This is a genomic window from Streptomyces sp. NPDC002701, from assembly GCF_042889045.1.
GTDB lineage: Bacteria > Actinomycetota > Actinomycetes > Streptomycetales > Streptomycetaceae > Streptomyces.
Window position 1 is genome coordinate 175005 of the sequence record NZ_JBIAQL010000006.1, and the last position, 24939, is coordinate 199943.

General features: G+C 70.5%; 25 protein-coding genes and 1 pseudogene. 9 read left to right on the top strand and 17 right to left on the bottom strand.

Going from position 1 to position 24939, the window contains the following annotated elements:
* Positions 1-191: 191 nt before the first annotated feature.
* Positions 192-572 (bottom strand): hypothetical protein, encoded by a 381-nt coding sequence (locus tag ACFYXC_RS19280; RefSeq protein ID WP_388909358.1) that lies wholly within the window; start codon positions 570-572, stop codon positions 192-194.
* 239 nt (positions 573-811) lie between these two features.
* Between ACFYXC_RS19280 and ACFYXC_RS19285 the strand changes: the two genes are divergently transcribed.
* Entirely contained in the window at positions 812-1336 is a 525-nt protein-coding gene (locus ACFYXC_RS19285; protein ID WP_389553089.1) for a hypothetical protein, read from the top strand.
* Between the two features lie 80 nt (positions 1337-1416).
* Positions 1417-2718, top strand: coding sequence for a hypothetical protein (locus tag ACFYXC_RS19290; protein ID WP_389553091.1), 1302 nt, complete (start codon positions 1417-1419; stop codon positions 2716-2718).
* A gap of 139 nt (positions 2719-2857) precedes the next feature.
* On the opposite strand, the gene ACFYXC_RS19295 is transcribed toward ACFYXC_RS19290, so the two are convergent.
* Positions 2858-3406 (bottom strand): dihydrofolate reductase family protein, encoded by a 549-nt coding sequence (locus ACFYXC_RS19295; protein ID WP_389553093.1) that lies wholly within the window; start codon positions 3404-3406, stop codon positions 2858-2860.
* 282 nt (positions 3407-3688) lie between these two features.
* Between ACFYXC_RS19295 and ACFYXC_RS19300 the strand changes: the two genes are divergently transcribed.
* Positions 3689-4258 (top strand): hypothetical protein, encoded by a 570-nt coding sequence (locus ACFYXC_RS19300; RefSeq protein WP_389553095.1) that lies wholly within the window; start codon positions 3689-3691, stop codon positions 4256-4258.
* On the opposite strand, the gene ACFYXC_RS19305 is transcribed toward ACFYXC_RS19300, so the two are convergent.
* Positions 4248-4718 (bottom strand): hypothetical protein, encoded by a 471-nt coding sequence (locus tag ACFYXC_RS19305; protein ID WP_389553097.1) that lies wholly within the window; start codon positions 4716-4718, stop codon positions 4248-4250. The two genes, ACFYXC_RS19300 and ACFYXC_RS19305, sit on opposite strands and share 11 nt — an antisense overlap.
* A gap of 163 nt (positions 4719-4881) precedes the next feature.
* Positions 4882-5046: pseudogene (locus ACFYXC_RS19310) on the bottom strand (alcohol dehydrogenase); the annotation flags it as partial.
* 332 nt (positions 5047-5378) lie between these two features.
* Between ACFYXC_RS19310 and ACFYXC_RS19315 the strand changes: the two are divergent.
* From ACFYXC_RS19315 to ACFYXC_RS19325, 3 genes are all read left to right on the top strand, one after another.
* The gene (locus ACFYXC_RS19315; RefSeq protein ID WP_388909373.1) at positions 5379-5828 is read left to right on the top strand and encodes a spore-associated protein; all 450 of its coding nucleotides are present in this window, start codon (positions 5379-5381) and stop codon (positions 5826-5828) included.
* Between the two features lie 5 nt (positions 5829-5833).
* Positions 5834-6568 (top strand): class I SAM-dependent methyltransferase, encoded by a 735-nt coding sequence (locus ACFYXC_RS19320; RefSeq protein ID WP_389553099.1) that lies wholly within the window; start codon positions 5834-5836, stop codon positions 6566-6568.
* 122 nt (positions 6569-6690) lie between these two features.
* Positions 6691-7047, top strand: coding sequence for a hypothetical protein (locus tag ACFYXC_RS19325; protein WP_389553101.1), 357 nt, complete (start codon positions 6691-6693; stop codon positions 7045-7047).
* Between the two features lie 126 nt (positions 7048-7173).
* Here ACFYXC_RS19325 and ACFYXC_RS19330 read toward each other — a convergent pair whose 3' ends face one another.
* Complete coding sequence (locus tag ACFYXC_RS19330; RefSeq protein WP_389553103.1) at positions 7174-7557, bottom strand: hypothetical protein; 384 nt, start codon at positions 7555-7557, stop codon at positions 7174-7176.
* Entirely contained in the window at positions 7554-7760 is a 207-nt protein-coding gene (locus ACFYXC_RS19335; RefSeq protein ID WP_388909384.1) for a hypothetical protein, read from the bottom strand. Before ACFYXC_RS19335 ends, ACFYXC_RS19330 begins: the two co-directional genes overlap by 4 nt.
* Before the next feature lie 192 nt (positions 7761-7952).
* Between ACFYXC_RS19335 and ACFYXC_RS19340 the strand changes: the two genes are divergently transcribed.
* Together ACFYXC_RS19340 and ACFYXC_RS19345 are read left to right on the top strand one after the other, a co-directional pair.
* Positions 7953-8327 carry a VOC family protein gene (locus ACFYXC_RS19340; RefSeq protein WP_389553105.1) on the top strand — a complete coding sequence of 125 codons (375 nt, stop codon included), beginning with the start codon at positions 7953-7955 and terminating at the stop codon, positions 8325-8327.
* 295 nt (positions 8328-8622) lie between these two features.
* The gene (locus ACFYXC_RS19345) at positions 8623-10125 is read left to right on the top strand and encodes a family 43 glycosylhydrolase (protein ID WP_389553107.1); all 1503 of its coding nucleotides are present in this window, start codon (positions 8623-8625) and stop codon (positions 10123-10125) included.
* 115 nt (positions 10126-10240) lie between these two features.
* On the opposite strand, the gene ACFYXC_RS19350 is transcribed toward ACFYXC_RS19345, so the two are convergent.
* Positions 10241-11926 carry a TlrC/CarA/OleB/SrmB family ABC-F type ribosomal protection protein gene (locus ACFYXC_RS19350; RefSeq protein ID WP_389553109.1) on the bottom strand — a complete coding sequence of 562 codons (1686 nt, stop codon included), beginning with the start codon at positions 11924-11926 and terminating at the stop codon, positions 10241-10243.
* Positions 11927-12252: 326 nt separating this feature from the next.
* Complete coding sequence (locus tag ACFYXC_RS19355) at positions 12253-12705, bottom strand: NUDIX hydrolase (RefSeq protein WP_389553111.1); 453 nt, start codon at positions 12703-12705, stop codon at positions 12253-12255.
* A gap of 354 nt (positions 12706-13059) precedes the next feature.
* On the opposite strand from ACFYXC_RS19355, the gene ACFYXC_RS19360 reads away from it, so the two are divergent.
* Entirely contained in the window at positions 13060-14439 is a 1380-nt protein-coding gene (locus ACFYXC_RS19360; protein ID WP_389553484.1) for a serine/threonine-protein kinase, read from the top strand.
* A gap of 61 nt (positions 14440-14500) precedes the next feature.
* On the opposite strand, the gene ACFYXC_RS19365 is transcribed toward ACFYXC_RS19360, so the two are convergent.
* The 9 genes from ACFYXC_RS19365 to ACFYXC_RS19405 all read right to left on the bottom strand — a co-directional run bounded on the left by ACFYXC_RS19365 (position 14501) and on the right by ACFYXC_RS19405 (position 24920).
* Positions 14501-15109, bottom strand: coding sequence for a DJ-1/PfpI family protein (locus tag ACFYXC_RS19365; protein ID WP_388909402.1), 609 nt, complete (start codon positions 15107-15109; stop codon positions 14501-14503).
* A 133-nt stretch (positions 15110-15242) separates the two neighbouring features.
* Entirely contained in the window at positions 15243-15962 is a 720-nt protein-coding gene (locus ACFYXC_RS19370) for a S1 family peptidase (protein ID WP_389553114.1), read from the bottom strand.
* Between the two features lie 200 nt (positions 15963-16162).
* Complete coding sequence (locus ACFYXC_RS19375; protein ID WP_389553116.1) at positions 16163-16915, bottom strand: hypothetical protein; 753 nt, start codon at positions 16913-16915, stop codon at positions 16163-16165.
* Positions 16916-16931: 16 nt separating this feature from the next.
* A complete protein-coding gene (locus ACFYXC_RS19380; protein ID WP_389553118.1) occupies positions 16932-19151 on the bottom strand; it encodes a glycoside hydrolase domain-containing protein in 2220 nt (739 codons plus the stop codon).
* A 643-nt stretch (positions 19152-19794) separates the two neighbouring features.
* Positions 19795-20130, bottom strand: a complete 336-nt coding sequence (locus ACFYXC_RS19385; RefSeq protein WP_388909418.1) for a DUF4190 domain-containing protein — start codon at positions 20128-20130, stop codon at positions 19795-19797.
* Between the two features lie 237 nt (positions 20131-20367).
* Positions 20368-21447, bottom strand: coding sequence for a lytic polysaccharide monooxygenase (locus tag ACFYXC_RS19390; RefSeq protein ID WP_389553486.1), 1080 nt, complete (start codon positions 21445-21447; stop codon positions 20368-20370).
* Between the two features lie 100 nt (positions 21448-21547).
* Complete coding sequence (locus ACFYXC_RS19395) at positions 21548-22690, bottom strand: cellulose binding domain-containing protein (RefSeq protein ID WP_388909421.1); 1143 nt, start codon at positions 22688-22690, stop codon at positions 21548-21550.
* A 229-nt stretch (positions 22691-22919) separates the two neighbouring features.
* On the bottom strand, positions 22920-23942 hold the full coding sequence (locus ACFYXC_RS19400) for a LacI family DNA-binding transcriptional regulator (RefSeq protein WP_389553121.1): 1023 nt from the start codon (positions 23940-23942) through the stop codon (positions 22920-22922).
* A gap of 291 nt (positions 23943-24233) precedes the next feature.
* Positions 24234-24920, bottom strand: a complete 687-nt coding sequence (locus ACFYXC_RS19405; protein WP_389553123.1) for an SDR family NAD(P)-dependent oxidoreductase — start codon at positions 24918-24920, stop codon at positions 24234-24236.
* Between the last annotated feature and the right edge of the window lie 19 nt (positions 24921-24939).

Below are 24939 nucleotides of genomic sequence, written 5' to 3' on the forward strand. Positions count from 1 at the left end.
GGCCCCACCCTGCCCGCGCGGGCGGCCGACGACGGCCTGCCGGTCCACCGACCGGCAGGCCGGCGTCGGCGGGCGGTACACGGCGGACAACAGCGGCGTACGGCAGACAACGGCTGACAGTCGCGCACGACGCCCTCGCCCCCGGAACCCGATCGGTTCCGGGGGCGAGGGCGTCGCCGGGTGACGGACCGTCAGCAGGGGTCGACGGAGTCGGAGGGGTCCGCACCGATGTTGACATTGCCGCCCCAGACGTAGGCGGGGCTGTACCGCGTGGAGCTCATGCCGTCGAAGACGTCACCGTAGTACCAGACGTCGGTGGTGTATCCGCCGGCCGTCACGGTCTCGCCCCGCTCGTAGCAGACGCCGTTCTGGTAGTAACGGTCGACGGTGGGGCCGGTGTTGCCCAGGGCCGGGCCGTGCGTGTTCGGCGCGCTGCGGATGTTGCTGTTGGGCTGCAGCGAGACATAGAACCCGTCGGGCCGGGCCTCGGCCGCACCGGCCGACGCGAACAGGGTGAGGGCGGCGCCGGCGGCGACACCGGCGGCGGCGAAACGGGTGCTGAGCAGGGACATCGTCAGACCTCCGTACAACGAGGGACCAAAGGGGCGCGATCGGCGGGCGGCCCGAAGCCGCCCTGACGGGGAGACGGGGACCGCGGCATCGCCGTATGAGCGCCGGTCCGAGCAGTTTTCCCGCCACCCGCCCTCATACGGGGCGGGTCACGATCACGTCCGGACAGTGAGGTGAGCACATCACCCCGTCGGCCGGATCCCGGGCGGCGCACACCCGAACTGTCCGGAGGGACACCACCATGACTACGGCACTTCGGCGCATCGCCCGCCTGGGCGGGGCCGCGGCCCTGCTGGGGGCGCTGACCCTCGGCGCCGGCACCGCCGCGGCCCAGTCGGCCGCCTCCGCCCCGTCGGTCGCCTCCGCTTCATCGATCGTCTCCGTCCAGCCGGCCGCTGACGACCGGTCGTCCGACGACGCCAGGCGGAGTGCGCACGTGGCCGTCGGCGAGCGGGCCGTCGCCGGGGCGTTCTTCACCACCTGGGCCACCGACGTCAACATGCGGCACGACCTGAACCACGTGAACGGCTACGCCTGCCCCGAGTCCCCTTCCCCCGGCAACTGCCCGGACGTCATCGGCCGGGCGCAGCCGGGCGACCGGCTGGAGGTCATGTGCCAGGCGCGGGGTGAGACGGTCGGCGGCAACCCGTACTGGGTCTTCGCGCACAACCACACCCGCGGCATCCACGGCTGGTTGGCCAGCTACTTCATCGCCCATCCGGACAACCAGCTGCCCGGTGTCCCCACGCCGTGTGCCGGGCCGTGACCCGACCGGTCCCCGCACACCGCGCCGGTTCCGCCCGCCCCGGTGTCCGCCGGGGCGTCACCTCCCTGAGAGAGGCCGTCATGACCGAACTGGGCACTGCCCCGTCCACCCTCACCGCACCCCGGCCGCCCGCCCCCGCCGACGGCACGGACCGGTCCCCGTCCCGGCGGCCCGGGCGCCTGCGGCGCGCGAGCGTCCTGTGCACGGCGGCGACAGCCCTGCTGCTGGCCGCCTTCAGCAGCACCGCGGGCGCCGCCGTGGCGGAGGAGAAGCCGTCGCCGTCCGTGGCACAGGCCGAGATCCCCGCCGGGGTGACCGCCGGCGTCGCCGTCTTCGACCGGCAGACCGGTACGTTCACCGAGCAGGTCAACAGCGCCGGGCAGTTCCGGTCGGCATCCGTGGTCAAGCTGCTCATCGCCCTGGACCTGCTGTGGAACCGCACCCCCGCCGACCTCCCGGCCGCGGACAGAGCCCGGGTGGAGGCCATGCTGCGCAGCAGCGACGACGCGGCGGCCAGCCACTTCTGGGCCAACTACGGCTCCGGGGCCATCATCGACCGGATGGTTCCGCGGCTCGGCCTGACGGACACGGCCAGGCCCCCGGCCACCCACCCCGGCTACTGGGGATACACGGCCCTGTCAGCACGTGACACGGTGAAGATCTACCGCTACCTGCTGGACTCCGCTCCCGCCGCCGTGCGCGACTACGTCCTCGGCGCCCTGCGGCAGTCGACCCGCTGCGCCACCGACGGCTATGACCAGCACTTCGGCATCGCGGGCTCGTTCGACCGCCCCTGGGCCGTCAAGCAGGGCTGGTCGGGCTTCAGCTCCGGCGGATGCACCGCGACGACCGGCGCCGCCACCCGGAACGCGGACGGGGCCGACGGAGCCGACGCGCGGGCGGCCGCGCCCGGTGAGAAGGCGTCCGCGTCCGGTGAGAGGGCGGAGGAGGGCGCCGAGGCCGTGGACCTCGCGCGTCCGGCCCTGCACACGACCGGGGTGGTGGGCGCCGGCGACCGCTCCATCGTCTCGGTCTTCACGCTCCACCCGACCGGCACCACGTACGGCAAGGCGTACACGGACCTGGGCCGGCTGACCCGCTCGCTGAACGTCCCCGGCGCCACCCGCCCGGCGGGCACCTGGATCGGCACCTGGGGCAGCGGGATACGGATCCGGGGCGAGGCGACGACCGCGGCGACCGCGCTCACGACCCTGCCCGCCGGCGTGGAGGTCCTGGTGAGGTGCCAGAAGCGCGGCCAGCAGGTCAGCGTGCCGCCCTACGTCAACGAATGGTGGGCCTATCTCCCCCAGTACGGCGGCTACATGAGCAACATCTACCTGAGCTCACCGGACAACCAGGTGCCCGGGGTGCCGGAGTGCTGACACCCCACACACCCGAGGCGGCCGCGGCCCTCTCCGCAACGCCGGCCGCCGTCGCAGCCCCGTAACCAGGCACGCGCCGTGACCCGGGACGGATCGCCCACCGAGCGATGGTCCCGGGCCGGTGCCGGCCACGGCGCGGTTACTTACGCACGCGGAAGCGGAGCATCGTGACCGCGCCGGACTGGGTGTTGTCGAAGGGTTCCAGGTCGATCCTGCCGAGGGTCGGGGGCGAGAAGCGGACACCGTCGCCGAGCAGCACGGGGAGGACGTACACCAGGATCTCGTCGACGAGCCCGCCCCTCAGGCACTGGGCGGCCACGTCGGCACCGAGGATCTCCAGGTTCTTGCCACCCGCGGCGCCGCGTGCCGTGGCAACGGCTTCCTCGAGTCCACAGGTGAGGAACGTGACGGCAGGGTCCGGCTCAGCGGGAGGCTCGTGGGTGAGGACGAACTGTGTTCCCCCGTCGTAGGCGGAGTCCTGGCCGGTCATCCGCTTGGCGACCTCGTACGTGCCACGGCCGACGAGCATGGCGCCCGTGGCCGCCATGACCTCCGGAAACGCATCAGCGGTCAGGGACTCGAAGATCCAGTCCATCGCGTGGCCAGGACCGGCGATGAACCCGTCCAGCGACATCGCCCTGTTCACGACCACTTTGCCGGTGCCGGTGCCGGTGCTCACATCACTCATGCGTCTTCTCCAAAGTCTTCAAGGCCCGAGACCCCCGCGTGCGTTGGTCGCGCAGTGCCAGGAACGTGCCCGCGTACGGCGTGGACGACACGGCCGGCGGGACGACCCGGTCGCGGACTGCGCGACCGGTCCGGTCACCGTGCGTCATCGCCGCACCGGCTGGTGATGACTGACTGCCCCGTCCGGGTCAGCCGCGATGGCGGTGCTCGGGGAGTGCGGCGAGGGTGAGTAATGCTCGGCGTTCCTGCCGACCGCCCGCCCCCTTCCGCGAGGAGCACCGCCATGTCCGAACGCCACACTCTCATCCGCAGCCTGCACGACGTGGGGCTGGCCGCCTGGTTCGGCGGTTCGCTGATGGGCGCGGTCGGCCTCAACGGCGCGGCGCAGGACGAGGGCGGAACGGCGGCGAGCGCGGACCGGATCTCCTCGTCCGGATGGGCGAAGTGGGTGCCGGTCAACGCCGCCGCCATCGGCGCGCACCTGTACGGCGGCGGTGGACTGCTCGCCGTCAACGCCCACCGTGTCGCCACGCAGAAGGGGGTGGCCGCCTCCACCACGGCCAAGACCGTCGTCACCGCCGCGGCGCTGGCCGCCACCGCGTACGCCCGTGTCCTGGGCAAGAAGGTCGAGCTCGCCTCCTCCTCCGACATCGAGGCCGCCGAGGAGGCGCAGCAGCACCCCATCGATCTCGACAAGGCCCGGCGGCAGCTGGCCTGCGTCCAGTGGGCGGTACCGGCCCTGACCGGCTGCCTGGTCGTCCTCAACGCCCTGCACGGCGAACAGCAACGCCCCTCCGAGCAAGTGCCCGGCATGTGGCAGGGCCTCCGCTCGGCCGTCCCGTTCACGCAGTAGGGCTGCGGTCGGGCGGCCGAGGCGGTCCGCCATGCAGGGGGCCGGTTCGACCGGGTGTCGGCCGACGACGGCCAAGCCGTAGCGCTCCCAGCGCTCCGAGGAGTGTCCCGGCCGCCAGGCCGGGCCCGGTCCACCACCAGTAGGCGCCCGCCGGTGCGGACGTGGACGCCGGCACCGACGCCGACGAGGCCCCGGACCCGGTGCCGGAGCCGGAGCCCGACCGGGCGTCTGCCGCGACTCCCGGCGTGGGCCGGGCGGCTGCCGGCCGGGGATGCGCACGCTCGTCGTACAACCCGAGCCGATCCAGGAACGGCAGCAGTGCCGGCTCGGCGGGGAACCACCGGCCCCGCGGCGTGCCGACGAGCAGGTTGTCCTCCTTGCGCACCCAGGCGGACGTGCCGTCGTAGAGCGGCAGGACGGCGTCCACCGAGAAGACGGTGTCGTGGCCACCGCGCCACATCACCGTTGTCTGCCGACCGGTATCCGGGGCGGCAGCCTTTTCCGTCGGTGGTGGTTCGAGCGCATTCCCGTCTCGCCACGGCGGCAGCAGGGCCGCCGGAGTCCGGACGTCCGCTTCGCGCTCGGTCAGAACCACTGTCTTGTCGGTCGCCGCCGAGATGAGCGTGCGCCTCGCCGATCGGCTCCAGACCGCGCCAGGGCCACAGGTCTGAGCCGCACACACACGAGACGGCCGTACGGATGACCGCATCGGTCGGGTGGAGGATCTTGGGGTCGTCCATGGTCTCGTGACGGACGTCGCCGGGGGCGTGGATCACTGCGCCGCGCATGAGGGACTTCCCTACGTACTGGAGGCCGGACCGCCGCAACGGCCCGCGAGCGGGGCGGCCGCCTCCCCTGCCGCCGAGGACGGGGGAGAGGCCCACGTCATCCACGTAACCGCTCTTCGCTCCGGCCGGCCAGTCACCTTTGACGGGTGTACCGGCTCGGAGACCGCACGCTCGCCTTCGCGGGCCTGGAAACGGCGGCCGCCACCGGGGGCCGGAGCTCCCGCCTCCGACGGCGCGAATCCGACCGTCGACCGATGACGCACAACCGTTTGGCAGCCCCGTGTGTCACACCAGGCAGGAGCAACCGATCGCAAAGACCACACGGGGGAAACATGCGAATGAACCGCTCTGTCCTGACCGCTGCCGCGTTCGCCGCGCTGGCGGTGGGGGCCACGACCGCGCTGGCGGCGCCCGCCTCCGCCGCGCCCAACACCACGCCGCAGAAGGTCTGCGGAAGCGCCTACAAGACGGTGAACTCAGCACCCGTCGGCTCGCTGGGCACCGTCTACCTGACGTACAACTCCGCGAACGGTGAGAACTGCGTCGCGACCATCCGCAACAACCCGGGTACGGCCGTGGACATGGCCCTGTGGATCGAGGTTCCCGACACCTCGGAGCGGGGCGAGGACTACGGCCGGTACACGTCGTACGCGGGCCCGGCCTACGTGTACGGCAAGGGCCACTGCGTCGACTGGGGCGGGGGCATCAGCAACGTGCACGTGCAGGTGTACAACTCCAACTGTGACGCGCGCAAGGAGCACCGGGTCACCGAGGTCCGCTGACCCGCATGGCTGACGAGTGCTTCGGGCATCCACGGCTCGCCGCGATCTATGACCCGCTCGACCCCGATCGCAGTGATCTCGACGCGTACGTCCGGATGGCCGAAGAGGTGGAAGCTCGTCGCGTGCTGGACATCGGCTGCGGAACAGGAGTGTTCGCGCTGCTCCTGGCCGATCGTGGGATCGAGGTCGTCGGGGTCGACCCCGCCGAAGCCTCGATCGACGTGGCCAGGAGCAAGCCGGGCGGTGAACGGGTGCGGTGGATCCTGGGTGACGTGACGGCACTCCCACCGCTGCGGGTCGACCTGGCGACCATGACGGCGAACGTGGCCCAGGCCATCGTGGACCCGCGGACCTGGCGGGAGACGCTGAAGCGGGCGTACGCGTCACTACGGCCGGGCGGGCTCCTCATGTTCGAGACCCGGGATCCGGCCAGGCGCGCCTGGGATAAGTGGAACCGCGAGCATTCGTACAGCGTGGTGGAGATCCCGGGCGTCGGCGCGGTCGAGAGCTGGGTCGAGGTGACCGACACGGCCTTCCCCCTGGTGACGTTCCGGGGGACCTACGTGTTCGCCGCGGACGGGCACGTGCTCACCTCGCACTCGACGTTGCGTTTCCGGGAGCGCCAGGAGGTCGAGGCGGACCTGCTCGCCCAGGGGTATGCCGTCGATGACGTGCGAGAAGCTCCTGACCGTCCGGGCCGGGAGTTCGTCTTCCTCGCGCGGCGCCCGGAGACAGACTGAGTGTGCTGCGGCTGATCGGCGGTGGGGAGTGCTGGTCGTGCCGGTCGTCGTGGCCACCGCACGGCTCTTGTCCCGGCGGCTGAGCTGTGGCTGACTGGCCGCGGTGGCGAGGGGGAGTGGGCATGGGCAACTGGGCCGTGATCGCGCAGTACTTCACCGGCGAGTCGTACAGGACCGAGTTCATCTGCCGTGGGCGGGAGACGAAGGACCAGGCACTGGAGGAGCTCCGTGCTGTCCTGCACACGTACGTACCGAGCAAGAACATCATCGAGAAGCGGCGCCGCGTATACCGCTTCGCCGACCAGGAGTCATACCTGGTGGTGATCAAGGGCAGGCTGACGGAATGGGAGTGCACCCTGCGCATCGTGGAGCTGCTCTCGGACTCGGCCGACCCGGCCGTGGCCGAGCGGGCGCAGAGGGAGGAAGACGCAGCGGAGGTGGCCGACGGGCCGCAGGACCGGATCCCGCCCGGCTACTGAGCGGCGGACGAGCACACCGCCCACCGCCGCCGGCCGCATGCCACGGCCGTGGACCCGACCGGGAGCATGCGGCAAGACGCCAGCGCTCGCCCCCTTCCGGTGAGCTACTCCGGGTGCGCCACCACCTCACCGCGTGCGCCAGGACTCCAGACTCTGCGCGATGGTACGCAGATCGGCCTCGTGGGCACGGACCGCGCGAGCGAGTTCGTACAGCTCGTCGTCCTTGGCCCGCAGGGGCTGGCCGGAGACGTGCATGTACTGGCTGGTGCAGGCCCATCCGACAACGAGGTTGTAGTCGGTGAACGGGCGCAGCAGCAGCGCGGTGTGCAGGAAGGTCGCAGCCCGGGAGGCCGGCTCCTCGTAGTACAGGACCCCGCGTTCCCGTTCGAACTTGTGCCGGTCGGCCATGAACCCCAGGACGCCCCAGTCCGCTATGGGCACGTTCAGCGGGGAGATCGCCGACTGGATCTGCAGGACCCAGCCGACATCGACGCGGATGACCGAGCTCACCGCTGTCCTTCAGGGAAGCGGGCCTCCACGCCGGGCAGCACCCGGGCGGCCTCCGCGACCGCCCCCTCCACGAAGGCCAGCCGGTCCGCCTCCTCCACCGTCACGTCGTGCACGTGCTGCTTCAGGCTCCGGCCGGTCAGAGCCGCCCGGTCCCGCAGCCGCGCCATTTCCTCTTCGCTGAATTCCACATTGAGTGCGGGCATGGACCCACGGTACCCTGTCTGGTACCGAACGAGGTACCGGACGCCTCGCCCCTGCAGCGGAGGGGCGAGAACCCGCTCAAATCCCCCGAGTGGCCGGCGGCCACGAGTACCGCACTCTCCGACTTCAGGGCGATCACGGGACGGCGCGGCCCTCAGATGTGTGACGTCGGCCGCCGGGGCAAGGTGGGGAACATGACCGCAACCCTCGGAGCCTTCGTTCTCGGTACCCCCGACCCTCCCGCGCTGGCCGACTTCTACCGCGCCCTCCTCGGCTGGCAGGAGGTGGACCGGCAGCCGGAGTGGGTCCGCCTGCAGGCCCCGGACCAGGAACGCCCCAGCCTCAGCTTCCAGTTGGAGACCGACCACACGGCCCCGACGTGGCCGCAGCGCCCAGGCACACAGCAGATGCAGGCGCACCTGGACCTCCAGGTCGACGACCTGGAAGCGGAGACCGAACGGGCTTGCGCCCTGGGCGCGACGCTGGAGGAGTACCAGCCCCAGAAGGACGTGCGGGTCCTGCGTGACCCGCACGGTCATCCGTTCTGCTTCTTCCTCCCGGACGCCTGACGAGGGCGGTCGGCGAAACGCCGGCCATGGCATCGGCTCCGCGGCGGACAGCGGCCGCGGGGCGGCACACCGCCGTGCCCCGGCTGTCCTCGGCCGCCAACACCGCACCGCGACAAGCCCGGTTGAGCCACCGTGCGGAGACGCTCCGGCCGTCGGAGGTCCGTGCGCGAGGGGTTTACAGCTCTCTTGCAACGATGTAAACACCTGTTGCAGCTATCCCCTGAGCACGTTCTCGGCACCCAGTTCTCGACAACGTTGTCTGCCATCGGCAGCCTCACCCCCCACGGAGGTTCTCGTGACTGTCCGATCGACCGGGTTCGTCGCCAAGTCCCTGGCCGCGCTGCTCGTCGGTGGCCTCGTGGCGATGTCCTCGCCGTCCGCAGCCGCCTCGGCGCCCGACTACTCGACCGCCGAGGCGGGCAACCCCTTCGTCGACGGCTGGTACGCGGATCCCGACATCGCGGTGTACGACGGCAAGTTCTGGGTCTATCCCACGGCGTCGAAGGCTTATGCCGAGCAGACCTACCTCGACGCGTTCTCCTCGACCGACCTGGTCCACTGGACCAAGCACAGCAACGTCCTGAAGGCGGCCGACGTCCCCTGGGCCAAGTACGCGGTGTGGGCCCCGGCGCCTGTCGAACGGAACGGCAAGTACTACCTGTACTTCGCCGCGAACGACATCCAGAACAACTCCCAGCTCGGCGGCATCGGCGTGGCCGTCGCCGACCGTCCCGAGGGTCCCTACAAGGACGCTCTCGGCAAGCCGCTCATCTCGCAGTTCCACAACGGGGCCCAGCCGATCGACCAGGACGTGTTCATCGACGACGACGGCCAGGCGTACATGTACTACGGCGGCTGGCACCACGCCAACGTCGTCAAGCTCAACCCGGACATGACCAGCCTGGACACGTTCGACGACGGATCCACCTACAAGGAGATCACCCCCGAGAACTACACCGAGGGCTCCTACATGTTCAAGCGGAACGGCAAGTACTACCTGATGTGGTCGGAGGGCGGCTGGACCGGCCCCGACTACTCGGTGTCGTACGCCATGTCCGACTCGCCGACCGGCCCGTTCAAGAAGATCGACAAAGTGCTCGCCCAGGATCCGGCGGTCGCCAAGGGTTCCGGCCACAATTCCGTGGTCAACGTGCCGGGAACCGACATCTGGTACATCGTCTACCACCGGCGCCCGCTGAGTGAAACCGACGGCAACCACCGTCAACTGGCCTACGACCGCCTGTACTTCAACCCGGACGGCACGATCCGCCGTATCGCGATGCAGGTGAAGGACAACTTCGCCGACGACAACGCGCTGGGCTGGAAGACGTACGGCGGGACATGGTCCGCCGGCGACGGGCGCTACCGGGTGGGGCGCGACCTGGGAGCAAAGGCGCTGCTCGACACCAACTTCGCCGACTTCACGTACGACGCCGACGTCACCGTCACCTCGGGTGGCGGCGACGCGGGCCTGACGTTCAGGGTGAGCGGGCCGGCCGTCGGCTGGGACAGCTACGCGGGCTACTACGCGGGCATCAGCCCGAGCGGCAAGGTGGTCCTGGGCCGGGCCAACGGCTCCTGGACCGAGTTGGGGACCGCCCGCACGGCCGTCGGGACCGGCTCGGCGCACCGGATGCGCGTCACCGCAGTCGGTTCTTCGATCAAGGTGTTCGTCGACGACATGACGACACCGAAGATCTCCGTCAGTGACGGCACCTACCGCAGCGGCGCGAACGGTGTCCGGGTCTTCGACACCGCCGCCTCCTTCGACAACGTGGCCGTCACGCCCGCCGGGTGACGGCGTCCGGACAGCACGCATCGGGCGTATCGGGCGCATCGGAACGAGACCCCACCGCACGTGTGGGAGCGTGCGTGCGGACGCGTACGTGCGGAGGCGTACAAGCGGGCGTGGCTCACCTTGCGCCGAACCCGGTGATCCGGCCGTGGTCCATGGTGAGCCGGGCACCGCTGAACCGGGACCGCATCCGGCGGTCGTGGGTCACGACGACCACGGCGCCCCGGTACTCCACGAGTGCCTGCTCCAGTTCCTCGACCAGTACCGGGGTGAGGTGGTTGGTGGGCTCGTCCAGCAACAGCAGGTCCATCGGGTCGCTCACCAGCCGGGCGATCTCGATCCGACGGCGCTGCCCGTACGACAGGTCCTGCACCCGTCGACCCAGGTCGGACGGGCTGAACAGGCCCAACGACAGCAGTTTCTCCGTGTGGTCCTGCAGATAGCCCTCCCGGCCGTGGGCGAAAGCCTGCAGTACGGTCAGCCCCGACGGCCAGGGCACCTCGTCCTGGCGCAGGTGTCCGACCCGGCCGCCGACGCGCACCGAGCCGCTGTCAGGCACCAGCTCCCCGGAGAGCACCCGCAGCAGGGTGGACTTGCCCGCGCCGTTGGGGCCGGTGATCAGCAGCCGCTCGCCGGACCGGATCGTCAGGGAGTCCACGCCGAGCCGGCCGGTGACGCGCACGTCGGTGAGTTCGGCCACCGCCGGTACCGAAGCCTCCGCCTCCGGGCCCGGCTCGGGGCCCGTCCCGGGACCCGCCGTGTCGATGCGGGCGGCGAAGGACAGCGGGTCCGCGGGTGCCGTGACCGGGTTCTCGGTCAGGTGTGCCACGCGCTGCTTGGCATTGCGGATCCGCACCATCGCGCCATGGTCGCGCCCGCGCCTGCGGTAGGCGCCGTGCCCGAACACGGACAGGGGCGCCTTGCGCGGGATCCCGTCCATCCGCGCCACGTTGGAGACGATCAGCCCCCGGTTGCGGTCGAGTTCGGCGCGCCACTCCTCGTACTCGCGCAGCCGCCGCTCCCGTTCCACGGCCTTGGCGGTCAGATAGCCCTCGTAGCCGTTGCCGTAGCGGGTGACGCGGCCGGCGCCGACCTCCAGGATCGTGGTGGTGAGCCGGTCGAGGAACACCCGGTCGTGGGTGACCGCGACGACCGTGCCGCGGTGGCTCCGCAGGTGGTCCTCCAGCCATTCCGTCGCCTGGTCGTCGAGGTCGTTGGTCGGCTCGTCGAGCAGCAGCAGTTCCGGCGCCGAGGCCAGGGTGGCCGCGAGTGCGAGACGGGAGCGCTCGCCGCCGGAGAGGGTCCCGAGCTTCCGGTCGCGGTCCAGACTCGGCAGGCCCAGTCCGTGCAGCGCGACCTCCACCCGTACGTCGGCCTCGTACCCGCCACGGGCCTGGTACTGCTCGGTGATTGCGGAGTAGCGCCTGAGGAGGGCGGACAGCTCCCGCTCACCACCGTCCTCGTCGCTCCGGGCGAGTTCCGCCTCGGCCTCGCGGATCGACGCTTCGAGCGCGCGCAGGTCGGACAGCGCCAGGTCGACGGCGTCCTGGACGGTGGCGTCGAGGGGCAGTTCCAGCGTCTGCGGCAGGTAGCCGGTGCCGCCGGGGGCGACCACGGTGAGCATGCCGTTGTCGGGCTCCTCGCGCCCTGCCAAAATTCTGAGCAGCGTGGACTTGCCGGAACCGTTGTCGCCGATGACACCCACCTTCTCGCCGGGCCTGATGCTGAAGCCGACCCGGTCGAGCACGACACAGTCGTGGTAGCGCTTGACGACGTCTTGCAGTGCGAATTGGGCAATCGACACGCGTGTGTCTCCTGATTCACGATGAGGACGAGTGCAGGCGTGAGCGCGCCCGGCGAAGCAGCCGGAAGGAAGCGACACGGACGTCACCGCGGCCGACAAGATCGGCGCGGTGCGGTGTCAGCGGGGCACGCTGCTGGATGCGTCAGCGGAGTCCAGCTCGACGCCGCGCATCCTCATCCATCACAGAGATCCCATGCGAGAAACGATAGACGGGCTCCCGACGCCCGGCAACCGAATTCGGGTCCCTGAGCCGGTCTCCGGTCTCCCGTCTACGGTCTCGGGTCTCCCGTCTCCGGTCCTGGGACCCGGGTCGCGGGTCTGCGGTCTCAGGGGATCGTCTCGCCGCGTACCAGGGGGTCGCACACGGGCTGGATGCCTTCGGGCAGGTCGTCGGGGCGGCACCAGCGGGCTTCCAGGATCTCCAGGGGGTCGGGGCGCAGTTCACCGCCGACGAGACGGGCCTCGTAAGCCACTTCCAGGCGGGTGTGGAAGCCGCTGTTCAGCATGACCAGACGGTCCACCTCCACATCGAGGTTGGTCTCCTCCTTGACCTCGCGGACCACGGTGCGGCGCAGATCCTCACCCTTGTGCGCGAAGCCGCTCGGCAGACCCCACTGGCGATCCGGTGGCCACATACGGTGCCGGAGCATCAGGACCCGGCCCTCGTCGTCACGCACGACACCGATCACGCCCACCACGAACTTGGCGTTCAGCAACCACATGATGCGGTTCTGGACGGGGCGCAGCAGTCGCCAGAGACGGGCAAGGAGTCGTCGCACGAGGGCCTCGGAGGGTGGGAACGGACGGGGCGTCACCGGTGAAAACGGTACCGTCCCGGCTGGGTCCCCCGAGACGGCGCCTTTCCACCTGCCGCGCCGCCCGGGTTCGAAGTGCGGCCTCCGCGCCACGGGAGGACCGTGCCGGAACTCCGAGAGCGGCCGACCGGTACCGCGCCCGCAGGGGGTATGTGACCAGGTCGTAGGCTGATCCCACTGCGGATCGCCCTGTCTGCGCTTCTGCGTGGAGCGACGCGTCGTACGCAGTCGCCGTGATGGCTCGTTGGACGTGAGGATGATGCGCAGGTGCTGGTGGCGGAGCGGTATCGACTGGGCGCGTCCCTGGGCCGGGGCGGTATGGGTGAGGTCTGGCGGGCCACCGACGAGGTGCTCGGCCGGTCCGTGGCGGTCAAGCTGCTGTTGGGCGACGACGCCGACTCCGCGGCGGCCGCGCGGTTCCGGCTGGAGGCGCAGACAGCTGCCCGGCTGAGCCACCCGAACGTCGTGGCCGTGTTCGACTTCGGCTCCTGGGACAACCGCTTCTACCTGGTCATGGAGCTGGTCGAGGGCCAGAGCCTGGCGCAGGAGCTGGCCGCGGCGGGCAGCCTGACACCCGAGCGGGTCGCGCAGATCGCCGCGCAGGCCGCGGCCGGCCTCGCTGCCGCGCACCGGCAGGGCATCGTGCACCGGGACATCAAGCCCGGGAACCTGATGTCGGACGCCGAGGGCACGGTGAAGATCGGCGACTTCGGCATCGCCCGGTTCGTCGACGACCCCGCCTCCGCGCTCACCACGGCCGGGCAGATCGTCGGCACCAGCCTCTACCTCGCACCCGAGCGCGCGCTGGGCAGCCCGGCGAGCGCCGCCTCCGACGTGTACTCGCTGGGCTGCGTGCTGTATCAGCTGCTGACCGGCGAGCCACCGTTCCGGGCCGAGTCCGCGACGATCACCCTGCACCAGCACATCGACATGGCGCCGGTGCCGCCGAGGGAACGGGGCGTCCGGCTGCCGCCCGCCTTCGAGAACTACCTCCTCGACCTGCTCGCCAAGCAGCCCGAGGACCGGCCCACGGCCCAGCAGGTCGCGGACTGGTTCGGCGGCGGGGCCTGGCGCGGTCCTGCGGAGCCGCTGCCGCTGCCCGCGCCCGGCGCCGGACTCTCGTACGGGTCGGGGACGGCGTCCGGACCGTCGTACGGGGCCGGGGCCGGGGCCGGGGCCGAGGCCGGCGCTGGCACGCCGCGCACCCGTGCGGAGAACGGCCCCGCGACGACGTACCACCTCCCGGTTGCAGACGGTGGCGGTGACGGCGTACGCGAGCGGTCGAGCCGGCGGCCGCGCGTTCTCGGGGCGGTCGCCGCGGCGGTGCTCTTCGTGGCGGCGCTGTTCGTCGGCGTGGCTCTCTTCTCGCCCGATGACACATCACCCGAGCCGGGCGGACCTGACAGCCCGTCATCGTCCGCCAAACCCTCCGGTTCCGACTCCTCCGGTTCGGGCTCCGAGGAGTCCGGCTCCGGGTCGGATTCTTCCGGCTCGGGCTCCTCAGCGGGGTCGTCGGGGGCGTCGCAGTCGCCGGACACGCCCGGAGGATCGGCCACGGCACCGACGCCGACCGCCTCGCAGGACGGCGGTGTCCCGCCGTCCGCGTCGGCCCCCGCGGGCGAGACCACGTCCGCTCCTCAGCCGGACGAGAACGAACCCGACGAGAACGAACCCGACGAGGAGGAGCCCGAGGAGTAGGCGGACGGCGCGGGGCAGGCGGCCGTCGCCCGCGTCCGAGACGGCGACACCCGTGGCCGGTTCACACCGGCGGCCGCGGGTCGTACTGGATGCCGCGCCGCACCTCACGTGCCCGTTCCGGTGAGGCCAGCCGGGCGACCAGGTGCAGAGCCATGTCGATGCCCGCCGAGATGCCTGCCGAGGTGATCACGTCACCGTCGTCGACGAACCGCTCGTCGGCCCGCACGCCGATCGTCGGATCGAGTTCCGCGAGCCGTTCCAGCGACGCCCAGTGCGTGGTCGCGGGCCGTCCGGTGAGCAGTCCGGCCGCGGCGAAGACCAGCGACCCGGTGCACACACTCGTCATCAGCGGCACTGAGCGCCGTTGCGACCGCACCCACTCCAGGTGCTGGTCGTCGTGGAGCTGCGGACGGGTCCCGCGGCCGCCGGGATGCAGCAGTACGTCGAGCGGGGGCATGTCGGCCATCGAGTGATGCGCTCCGACAGTGAGCCCCTTCGCACACGTCACGGGCTTGCCGTCGGCTGAGAAGCAGAACGCCTGCCACCCGTCATCGGCGAAGGTGCGCGTCCAGTACGACAGGACCTCCCAGGGCCCGACGGCATCCAGCTCCTCGACATCCGGGAACAGCAGGATCCCGATCTTCCTCGTATCTCTGACGGTGTCGGTCATGCCGCGATCCAAGCAGACCGCGCCTGACCGGGCTACGAGGTTCGGGTGTCACGGAGGCGTCACGGAGGAACCGGTCCAGCACCCCGGAGCGGCCGGCGCCCCGCCCGCCGAGAGCGGGCCGCGCCCACCCGCCTCAGTAGACGCTCAGCCCGTACGCCGACAGCGGCTCGACCACAGGCTGGTAGTAGGTGACGCCCCCCGAGCTGCAGTTCCCGCTGCTGCCGACGATGGTGCCGAGAGCCGTACCGCCCGAGAAGGCGGGGCCTCCGGTGTCTCCGGGTTCGGCACAGACGGTGGAGCGGAACAGCCCGTACACGATGTTGCCTCCCCCGTGATTGACGGTGACGTTCACGGCTTGGACTGTTCCGCAGCGGTATCCGCTGGTCCGTCCGACGTGGCAGACCGACTGCCCGACGACGGGATGCGCGGAGTTGGTGATGTCGCGGGTACCGGCGCCGGCGCCGAGGGAGACCTCGCCCGGGTACGCGACCGCCGTGTTGGTGTACCGGATACTCGCGTAGTCGTTGCCCGGGAAGCTCACTCCGGCGGTGACGCCGACGACGACGGTCAGGGCGGCGTCGGCGTACCAGGTCTGGGCGCCCTGGGCGCACCGGCCCGAGACCAGTGCGTAGAAGGTGGCGCCGGAACGGGCGTTGAAGCCCACGGTGCAGCGGCCTCCGGTGCTGTGGAGGGTGTCGCCGCCGCGCACCTCCACGGCTGCCGCCCGTCGTCCCGCTCGCTCAGCGGCGTGGGCGGCCGGTCCGACGGTGGCGGACCAGCCGACGAGCAGCGCCAGGACCACGACGGCCCTGCCGACGCATCGCAGCGGCCTCTCGCAACGCACGGGACTCACGGCGGCCTCCTACGGTGGGTGGCTGCCAGTGTCTGCCTCCCGGCCGCGGATGGTCAGACCGAAAGCCGCCAACTGCACACCGCCTGCCGCGGGTTGCCGCCGCCGCCCGTGGCACGGGCCTCGCCGCGGGAGAACCACATCTCGTCAACTCGGCCGATCCGCCGGGAGCGCCGGGGGCCAAGGGCCCCCGGCCCCCGGGGTCAGCCGCGCTGTCGCCGTTCCAGCGTCTTCGCCGCGTCGCGGCGGTCGCGCGCCAGTACGTCGACGGGTGCGCCGGCGCCCAGGCCCGGTGTGTCCCGCCAGCCCTGGAGCCGTCTCGCGACCGAGGTGAGGCGGGAGTCCCCGGGTCTCACGTCCAGGTAGTACAGGGATTCGTCCGGGGTGGTGTCGTCACCGCCCCAGCGCACCACTCCGCCGAGTTCGGCGAGGATGTCCCGTACGACGGTGACCTGCAGCGGGAAGTAGCCGCCGCGGGTGCCGGAGGGATAGTGGCCGGGGCGGATCTGCACGGCGGTGCCGGACGCCTGGTTGGACTCCGGCAGGCGCGTCCGAATCCTGTCCGGGGCGCGCCAGCCGATGACGTCACCCTCGCGCAGGGTGTCGATCTCGTAGTGGAAGCGGCGGACCAGATGGACGAGGACCGTCTCGACCTCGCCCAGGCGCACCTGGATCCCCTCCAGCGGAGTGCCCGGTACCGGGCGGGTGTAGATGCTCCCGTGGGTGTCGGCCGCGTTCTCCATCTCCCACCCGTTGCGGGACGGTCTGCCGGTGAGCACCCGGGCGTTGCGCTCACGCAGTCGCTCCACCGCCTGTTCCACCGAGGTCCGGTACGGCTTCTGCGCCGCGTACCCGGGCGTGGACAGCAGTACGGAGCCGGGGAGCGCCACGGCGGTACCGATCGCCGCCGCGCGGGTCAGCAGGGCCCGGCGGCTGATGCGTGCTGGGTTCGTCATCTCGAAGTCCCCTCTCTCACATGTTCCGGGCGATGCTGTTGTACTTCTCGCACACGTAGTAGAGACCCAGGCGCTGCCTGGCGTGCGCCTCGGCCTCGTCCCCGAATCCCTGGTAGCGGCGCAGGACCTGGAAGATCTCGCGGTCGTTGTAGTCCAGTGCCATGGGGCGCAGGACCGTCTCCCCGCCCTCCGGGTTGTTCCCGCCGGGTTTGCCCTCGGCGTCCCACAGGTGGATCAGCGCCACGGTCCGCAGGGCGAAGGCCGCGTCCTGCACCTGGTTCCAGATGGTGTAGAGATCCGGGTCGTGATCGGGGTTGCGGACGGTGCCCGACACGTATCCCTTGCCGATGCAGTGGTTCCAGGCGCGCAGTCCGGCGTTGCCGGTGATCTGGGCGATGCCGGTGGAGGAGTCCCTGATGCCGCCGGGCAGACCGTTGTGGTACAGCCGCACCCGGTCGTCCTGGACCTGGTCCTCGGGACCGATGTGCCGCATCTCCCAGTAAGCACTCGTCTGGATCAGCGCCTTGCGCATGCTGTGGCGGTTCGACACCTCGGTGATCACGTCGTCGCCGATGGACATGATCTGCTCGAAGCACTGTTGGTGGCTGAAGAACCGCAAGGGGGAGCTGTCGGAGAACCCGATGGACTGCATGTACTTGCCGATGTCCACCAGCATCGAGGTGAGGAGCGAGTTGTGCAGCCGGGTGTCGGCCCTCGGCGGCCGGGGCGGGTTGAAGGTGTTCTGCCCGCGGTCGCGGCCCGAAACGATGTTGTTGTCGATCTCTATACGGCCGTCCCCGGCGCCGACCCAGCGGGTGACGAACTGGTCGTACGCCCAGTCGGGCGGCAGCGAGTATCCGTAGTTGCCGGAGAACCCGGAGGACATGTCCGACACGAAACTCGCTGTCGAGTGGCCGGCCGCGCCGACCCGGGTGCAGACGTTGCGCGGCCCGTACACGCCGATCTGATACGGGTCTCCGGCGTCGGCCATCGAGTCCTGGATGCCCTTGAAGTGGGGGAGGATGCTGGAGGTGACCTCGTGGTCGAGGGCGTCGAAGTCGACGGCGAAGAAGATCCGCGTGCCGTTCTGGAAACCGTGGTCCATGGCCGCGTTCATCGCCGCGTAGCCGGCGGCCCGGCCCAGGGGGTAGCTGTACTGGGAGGCGTCCCGGCCGACGGTCTGGTAGATCGGGAAGCAGCGCAGCCCGTTCTCGGCGATGGTCCGCAGTTCCCCCTCCTGGATGACCTTCTCCGGAGGGGTGCTGCTGACGCTGGTGAGGTAGCGGCCGACGATGCTGATGCCCTCCGCCTTCAGTGCCGCGGCACGCGCCGGGGTGATCCGGGTGACGCCGTCGCACGCCTCGCCCTTGCGGGACTGGTCCCCGTAGGAGACGAGCAGTGAGGCCCAGGTGGAGAAGTCGCCGCCGCCGGAGACGGGGAGCTTCACGAAGGACTGGAAGGCCCGGACCTCGTCGGCGAGCGCGCTGCCGAAGGAACTCGTGAAGGCCGTCTGGCGCTTGTTGAGGATCATGGCGGCCGAGAAGAGGGACACCCAGACGCCCTGGGACCCCGTGGAGACGGGGTGTGAGCGAAGGCCGGCCTGGGTGCCGGGGCCGAACACCCCGTTCGCGGTGCCGTCGGCCATGCCGAGCTCGTACTGGATGGAGAACAGGAGGGACTTGGCCACGTCCCGGGAGTTGTGGCCGTCGCACGGGACGACGAAGAAGTCGCGGCGGTTGACGTACCGCGAGTTGAGCCACTGCTGGACGGTGCGGATCGCGTCGGATCCGTCGTTCACGGTGATGTAGGCGTCCATGGTGAGCAGGCCCTTGAACACCTTCGGTGTCAGGTCGCTGCCGGGAAAGGCGCCGTCCACTCCCATGTCCCGTTTGAGCCGCGACATCGCCGCCTCGACCCGGGCGTTGTAGACGCCGTCGATCTCACCTCCGTCGTAGCCCTTGCAGTACAGGGCGGACTGGATGATCCGTGCGAAGTTGGCACTGGGCACGGTGACGGCGTTCAGCTGCGGGAACTTCGACTGCAGGGTCGACAGCGTCGTCGGGCCGAAGCTGTCGGACAGGGTCGTGATGCCCAGTTCGTACTGCAGGGCGCGGGTGAGGGCGTACATCACCTCCCAGCGCGTCCTGCCGTCCTCCGCGACCGTCATGCCTATGAGGCGTTCGCCGTATGCGGAGTTCACGAATCTCTGAGCGAGTCTGACCATCTCGTCGGCCATGGCTGTTCCCCCTAGCGCCACCCATCGGTGGGCTCACGACGTGGATGTCATGGAATGCGCATGACAAAGTTACCCGACGGACGTCACACCGGGTTCTCCGTACAGGCGTGCACCCAGCGGTGGGCGGAGATGTTGTTCTCCAGCTTCTGGGTGCCGCCGGCGCCGTAGCGGGCGAAAGGGCCCGCGCGTACCTCTTGTCGGGGTCGGAGACGAGGGCCTGCTTGGCGTCGTACAGCAGCGATCTCTCGGCGGCGGTCACCGGCCCGGTGCGTCCCGGCTCCGCACGGGGAGGGCCGGCCGTGTCCGCCGTGCAGGCCGACAGGGCGCAGCACAGGGCCACAGACAGGGCTGTTGCGCAGGTGCGGAGCATGCCGTCCCTCCCCGAGTTCCGGACCGACGTGCCCGACCGGCGTCCCCGACCGGTGTGACCACGTACCGGGGCTCAGGTGTAGCGGCTCCGCGTTGTTCGCGTTCGGGGCTGCCTGCCCGAACAAACAATGTCCGAAAAACTGAGGGTGCCGTGCCGGCTGTGACATGGGGAAACGGTGAGGGCGGCTGATGCCGGGTGGTGAGCTTCGGTCCTGCCCGTGGGGCGACGGTCGCGTGGCCCGTCGCCCCGGGGCGTGCCGGACGGGCGGAGGGATCAGTTGTTCTCGACGTCGCGCTCGAAGTCCTCGGCGCACTGATCGCGGTCGGACTGGTTGTCGGCGTGCTTGATGCAGTCGTTGTAGTCCTTGAACGAGTCCGAGGTGAGGAACGAGACGCCGATCACGACGATCACGGTGGACGCGATCAGCGCGAGGGCGCTGAGCACCGCGCCCACGATGGCCATGGCCCGGTGCGGTGCCCGACCGCCACGGGCGCGGCGGGCGGCGACGATCCCGAGTACCAGACCGACGAGGCCGAGGAGGATGCCGCCGAAGACCGTCCAGAAGAACACGCAGGCCGCGATACCGAGGACCAGTGCGGCGATCGCCATGCCGTTGCTCGTCCGGGGTGCGGGAAAGTCGTTGGATCCGGGGTAGGGGTGAGCCGTTTGGCCGTGGAGTGCCATGGGAGGTCCTCACTTTCTGTCACCGTGACGAGTACATGCCTTGCTCGTGCTGAGGCGTGTTCCCCGTGAGCGGTGTCACATTCCCGTGGCGCGACGGGCCGGGAGGTGTCGCAATCCCGCGGCGCAGCGGGCCGGGCGGTCGCCGACCGCCCGGCCCGTGCGTCACGGATTCACACAACCGATGGTGCCGGCGGGGAAGTTGTTGCCCGTCGACGAGGCCGTGAAGCCCAGTGTGGTACTGCCGTCGGCAGCCACGGTGCGGTTGTGGTCGGCGTTGCGGACCGTGACCGTGCCGTCCGAGGCCGTGGTCATCGAACCGTTCCACACACTGTTGATCTTCGTGCCGGTGCCGGGTTTCCACCGGACCGCCCAGCCGTCGAGCGGTTGCGTCCCGTGGTTCATGACCTGGACGGAACCCTGGAAGCCGCCGCTCCAGGAGTTGACCACCTCGTAGGCGGCCATGCAGGAGCCGGTGTGCGTCGGGTCAGGGGTCGGAGACGTCGGGTCGGGAGTCGGCGTGCCGCCCCCGCCCCGGATGCCGGTGACTTCGCCGTTGCCGCCGTCGAACACCACGTCGGAGCAGGAGAAGAAGTTCTCCTGACTGTCCGACCGGACCCACTGTATGAAGATCATCGCGTTACCGGAACGCCCCGAGGGCAGCTTGAGGTCCCAGTAGTAATGACCGCCGTTCGTACCCACCGAGCCCTGCTGGGGCGGGTTGGTGACCGTCTGGACCAGATCCAGGTCGCCCCAGCCCAGCGAAGAGGTCGGTGACCAGCCGGGCTTGGAGACGTAGACCCGGAAGTCGCCCGGATGCGCGGCCCAGTTGCTGTACTTGACCCGCATCGTGGCCCCGGACGTCAGATGCGTCCGCGGCCAGTCCGCACGGGCCAGGTTGTAGCCGGAGAAGTCGTACGGCGACCGGTCGCCGGCGCTGCACAGCTTGCCGTCCGGTACGTAACCCGCGCCGCGCCCGCCCGCGTTGGAGTCCAGCACGGCGAACCAGTTGTACAGCGCCGTGGCACCGCTCTGGTTGAGGGCGGCCCGGCACGCCGGGTTGGTCGGGTCGAGGGCGCCGGTGCCGGTGATGGCGTCCAGCTGGCAGAGGTAGGTACGCGACCCCGGCATCATGGCCACGCCGTGCGCCTCGGCCTTGCCCTGGCCGAGCAGGGTCAGGCCGAGGGCGCCCAGGAGGGTCGCCATCACTGCCCCGAGGGAGATGAGTCTGGTGCGTAGCGACATGCGTAATGACATGGATTCTCCTGTCCCTGATCGAACGGTGTGGGCGCCCGAGCCGGTCCGCACGAGACGGTCGACGACGGCTGGGGGCACCCTCTGGGCGTCACGCGGTGGCGCAGGCCGTGCCGTTGAGCGTGAACCCGGCCGGTGCCGCGAAGGCGCCGGTGTACGTGCCCTGGAAGCCGAAGGACTGGCTGGCCCCGGCGGCGATCCGCTTCGTGTGGGCGAGCGGGCGAGCGGTCACCGCCCCCGAGTCCGGGCTGACGGTGGCGTTCCAGGCGCTGGTGATCCGCTGTCCTGAGGGCTGTGTGAAGTCCAGCCGCCAGTCCTCGACCGGAGCCGGGCCGTTGTTGCCGACAGTGACGTTCGCCGTGAAGCCGCCGGTCCAGACGTTGGTGGCGTAGGACACCGTGCACGCCGCCGGATCGGTGGGGTTGCCCGTGCCGCCGCCGGTGGAGACGGTGGAGGAGAAGGAGTTCACGGCCAGGCCCGCGCCGCCCTGCCAGGGCTCGAAGCCGGCCTGGACGCTCGTCAGGTACCAGTCGGGCCGGGCGAGTCCACGGGCGACGGCCTGGTCGACGAAGTCCATGACGTCGAAGCTCCAGCTGCTGATCGCCGACGGCGCGACGAAGGACAGCACGTCGTTGCCGCCGTTGTTGCCGCTCCACACCTCCCAGGTACGACCGCCCACGGAGGCCGTACCGACCGGCGAACCGATCGGCTGGATCGGGCCCACCCGGTTGAACCAGATCATGATCTCGGTCTGGTTCACGCCGTCGGTGCGGGGCGTCGGGTCCAGCCAGATGTCGTACGAGGCGTTGTAGACGGCGTTGTCGACGTAGCCGTACGAGATGCTGCTGGGGGCGGTCGAGACGGTGTCGATCCTCGCCGGCAGGTTGGTGCCGGTCGAACACCTGGTGTAGTGGCAGCCGTTGAAGACCGAGGGGTACGACTTCGGGGCGCCGTTGGTCGGCACCGAACCGTCGGCCTGGGTGATCCGGAAGCCGGAGTCGCTCACGCTCAGGCACTGGGTGGCGCTGGTGCCCCAGCGGTTGTTCTGGACGACATAGCGGTTCTGGATCGTGGCCGTTCCGTACTGCTCGCAGATCGTGGTGTCCGCGTGCGCCGGTGCGGTCGCGGACAGCAGCGCCACGACGGAGGCGAGAGCCGTCAGGAGGGCTGCCAACAGGCGGTGTGGAGCGCGGGTTGCACGCGGTGTCGGTGCCAGACGCGGTATCGGTCGCATGGGGGACCTCTCGGGGGAGGGTGCGAATGACCGGGCCGAGGGGAGCGCGGTGTGTCCATCCGTGAATGGGAGCGCTCCCAATTCCTTGTTGGCACGGGACTGTAGGAGTAGTGCATGTCCCTGACAACCCCGCGCGCGCCGATGACTCGGAACAATCTCGGAACCACCAGCTCAACCAGGGTGATCCACAAGGGCCGACAGCTACTGGGAGCGCTCCCGAAACATTCGCTCAGGTCGAGGCGCGCTCCACCAGTTCCGTACGCAGGATCACGTGGCGCCATGCGCCGGAGGAGTCCCGCATCACGTCGAACAGCAACTGGACCATGGTGCGGCCCATCTCCTCCATGGGCTGGCGCACGGTCGTCAGCCGGGGCTCGGTGTGCTGGGCCAGCGGGAAGTCGTCGAAGCCGATCACGGCGACGTCCTCCGGCACCCGGCGCCCCGCCGCGCGCAGCGCCTCCAGCGCGCCCGCGGCCATCGTGTCCGACGCGGCGAGCACGGCGTCCACCTCCGGCGCCCGGGCGAGGAGTTCGGCGGTCGCGCGGCGCCCGCTCTCCTGCGTGAAGTCCCCCTCGACGATCCAGGACGGCCTGATCTCGACGCCCGCGCGCTCAAGACCCTCGCGGTAACCACGCAGCCGGCTCTGGGCGACGTACATGTCCGGCGGCCCGGTGACCGTCCCGATGGCCGTGCGACCGGTACGTACCAGATGGGCGACCGCTTCACGGGCCCCGCCCACGTTGTCCGCGTCGACGTAGGTCACGGCTTCGTCGCCGGAGCGGCGCCCCAGCAGGACGGTGGGCAGGCCCGCCGCGGAGAGCATGTCGGGCAACGGGTCCTTGGCGTGGACGGACATGAGCAGGACACCGTCGACGCGGCCGCCTCGCGCGTACTCGACGAAGTGCTGCCGCTCGACGTCCGTACGGACCAGGGTGAGCAGGAGCTGCACGCCGGTGTCGGTCAGCGCGTCGCCGACGGCGCCGACGACCGCCGAGAAGAAGGGCTCCCCGAACTGCCGCCAGTCCGGTTCCGTCATGACCAGTGCGACGGCGTCGGCACGCCGTCCGGCCAGGGAACGGGCGGCCAGGTTGGGTACGTACCCCAGTTCCGCGATGGCGCGTTCCACCGCCCTGCGGGTCGAATGCCGTACGCCGGCCGCGTTGTTGATGACCCGCGAGACGGTCCCCCGCCCGACTCCGGCGAGCGCTGCGACCTCCTCCAGCGTCGGCGTGCCGGGGCGCTGTCTGCCCATGTCGACCTCCCCCACGAGATCACCCGATAGTACGGCCACAGCCGCACCGACCGATGGGTCTCGGCAGAGCGGTCCGGCCATGACGCACTCGGGCCGACCCCGACCGGTTCGGTCGGAGGGCCGCCAGCTGGTCCGGTGAGGGGCGTTCGGCCGATCCGGCGGGGGCCGGGCGGGCCGCTCTGGCGGGGGCCGGCCGACTGCTCTGGTGGGGGCAGTTGCGCCGGGCCGTCCCTCGCTCGTGTCCGCCCCTGCACCCCTTGCACTCCACTTACACCCCAGGCACCTCCACGGCTACCAGGGCACTTCCCCGTTCTCGTCCTGGAAGGTTCCCGTCGGACCGTCCGCGTCGAGAGTCGCCCACCGCACGACGACCCTGGCGCTCTCCTCCGGTGCCCGCCCGATTCCGAACGCCGCCGTCAGGTCGGTCGCGGTGGTGCCGGGCTCGACCGCGTTGAACTTGATGCCCGGCTGGGACTTGGCGTACTGGACCGTCAGCATGGTGGCCGCGGACTTGGAGGCGGAGTAGAGCGCCAGTGGCAAGGAGTATTCGGGCCGGTCCGGATTGGTGACGGCCCAGAACGATCCGGCACTGCTCGACACGGTGACCACGGTCGGGTTCGTGGACTTGCGCAGCAGGGGGAGCGCCGCCTCCGTGACGCGCACGATTCCCACCGCGTTGGTGTCGAAGGCCCGAAGAGCGGTAGGTCCGTCGGTGACTCCGTCGGCCAGGACGCCCGCGTTGTTCACCAGGACGTCGAGCCGGCCCTCGGCCGCGTCGATCGCCGCCAGTGCGCTGCTCACCGACGCGTCGTCGGTCACGTCGAGCCGCACGAATCGCGCGCCGAGCGCGGCCGCCGCCTTCTCGCCCCGTTCGGCATCGCGCGCGCCGATGTAGACGACGTGCCCCAGGGCCAGAAGCTGTCTGGCCGTCTCGAAACCGATGCCCTTGTTGGCGCCGGTGATCAGTGTGATGGTCATGGTGGGTCCTCGGGAATCA

What these genes read in the sequence shown, in the direction of transcription:
- ACFYXC_RS19395 (WP_388909421.1), bottom strand. Translation starts at nt 22,690, where the DNA reads ATGCGACCGATACCGCGTCTGGCACCGACACCGCGTGCAACCCGCGCT.
- ACFYXC_RS19340 (WP_389553105.1), top strand. Translation starts at nt 7,953, where the DNA reads ATGACCGCAACCCTCGGAGCCTTCGTTCTCGGTACCCCCGACCCTCCC.
- ACFYXC_RS19320 (WP_389553099.1), top strand. Translation starts at nt 5,834, where the DNA reads ATGGCTGACGAGTGCTTCGGGCATCCACGGCTCGCCGCGATCTATGAC.
- ACFYXC_RS19280 (WP_388909358.1), bottom strand. Translation starts at nt 572, where the DNA reads ATGTCCCTGCTCAGCACCCGTTTCGCCGCCGCCGGTGTCGCCGCCGGC.
- ACFYXC_RS19290 (WP_389553091.1), top strand. Translation starts at nt 1,417, where the DNA reads ATGACCGAACTGGGCACTGCCCCGTCCACCCTCACCGCACCCCGGCCG.
- ACFYXC_RS19380 (WP_389553118.1), bottom strand. Translation starts at nt 19,151, where the DNA reads ATGGCCGACGAGATGGTCAGACTCGCTCAGAGATTCGTGAACTCCGCA.
- ACFYXC_RS19335 (WP_388909384.1), bottom strand. Translation starts at nt 7,760, where the DNA reads ATGCCCGCACTCAATGTGGAATTCAGCGAAGAGGAAATGGCGCGGCTG.
- ACFYXC_RS19385 (WP_388909418.1), bottom strand. Translation starts at nt 20,130, where the DNA reads ATGGCGATCGCCGCACTGGTCCTCGGTATCGCGGCCTGCGTGTTCTTC.
- ACFYXC_RS19375 (WP_389553116.1), bottom strand. Translation starts at nt 16,915, where the DNA reads ATGACGAACCCAGCACGCATCAGCCGCCGGGCCCTGCTGACCCGCGCG.
- ACFYXC_RS19315 (WP_388909373.1), top strand. Translation starts at nt 5,379, where the DNA reads ATGCGAATGAACCGCTCTGTCCTGACCGCTGCCGCGTTCGCCGCGCTG.
- ACFYXC_RS19325 (WP_389553101.1), top strand. Translation starts at nt 6,691, where the DNA reads ATGGGCAACTGGGCCGTGATCGCGCAGTACTTCACCGGCGAGTCGTAC.
- ACFYXC_RS19360 (WP_389553484.1), top strand. Translation starts at nt 13,060, where the DNA reads ATGGGTGAGGTCTGGCGGGCCACCGACGAGGTGCTCGGCCGGTCCGTG.
- ACFYXC_RS19300 (WP_389553095.1), top strand. Translation starts at nt 3,689, where the DNA reads ATGTCCGAACGCCACACTCTCATCCGCAGCCTGCACGACGTGGGGCTG.
- ACFYXC_RS19365 (WP_388909402.1), bottom strand. Translation starts at nt 15,109, where the DNA reads ATGACCGACACCGTCAGAGATACGAGGAAGATCGGGATCCTGCTGTTC.
- ACFYXC_RS19305 (WP_389553097.1), bottom strand. Translation starts at nt 4,718, where the DNA reads ATGTGGCGCGGTGGCCACGACACCGTCTTCTCGGTGGACGCCGTCCTG.
- ACFYXC_RS19285 (WP_389553089.1), top strand. Translation starts at nt 812, where the DNA reads ATGACTACGGCACTTCGGCGCATCGCCCGCCTGGGCGGGGCCGCGGCC.
- ACFYXC_RS19295 (WP_389553093.1), bottom strand. Translation starts at nt 3,406, where the DNA reads ATGAGTGATGTGAGCACCGGCACCGGCACCGGCAAAGTGGTCGTGAAC.
- ACFYXC_RS19400 (WP_389553121.1), bottom strand. Translation starts at nt 23,942, where the DNA reads ATGGGCAGACAGCGCCCCGGCACGCCGACGCTGGAGGAGGTCGCAGCG.
- ACFYXC_RS19390 (WP_389553486.1), bottom strand. Translation starts at nt 21,447, where the DNA reads ATGTCGCTACGCACCAGACTCATCTCCCTCGGGGCAGTGATGGCGACC.
- ACFYXC_RS19405 (WP_389553123.1), bottom strand. Translation starts at nt 24,920, where the DNA reads ATGACCATCACACTGATCACCGGCGCCAACAAGGGCATCGGTTTCGAG.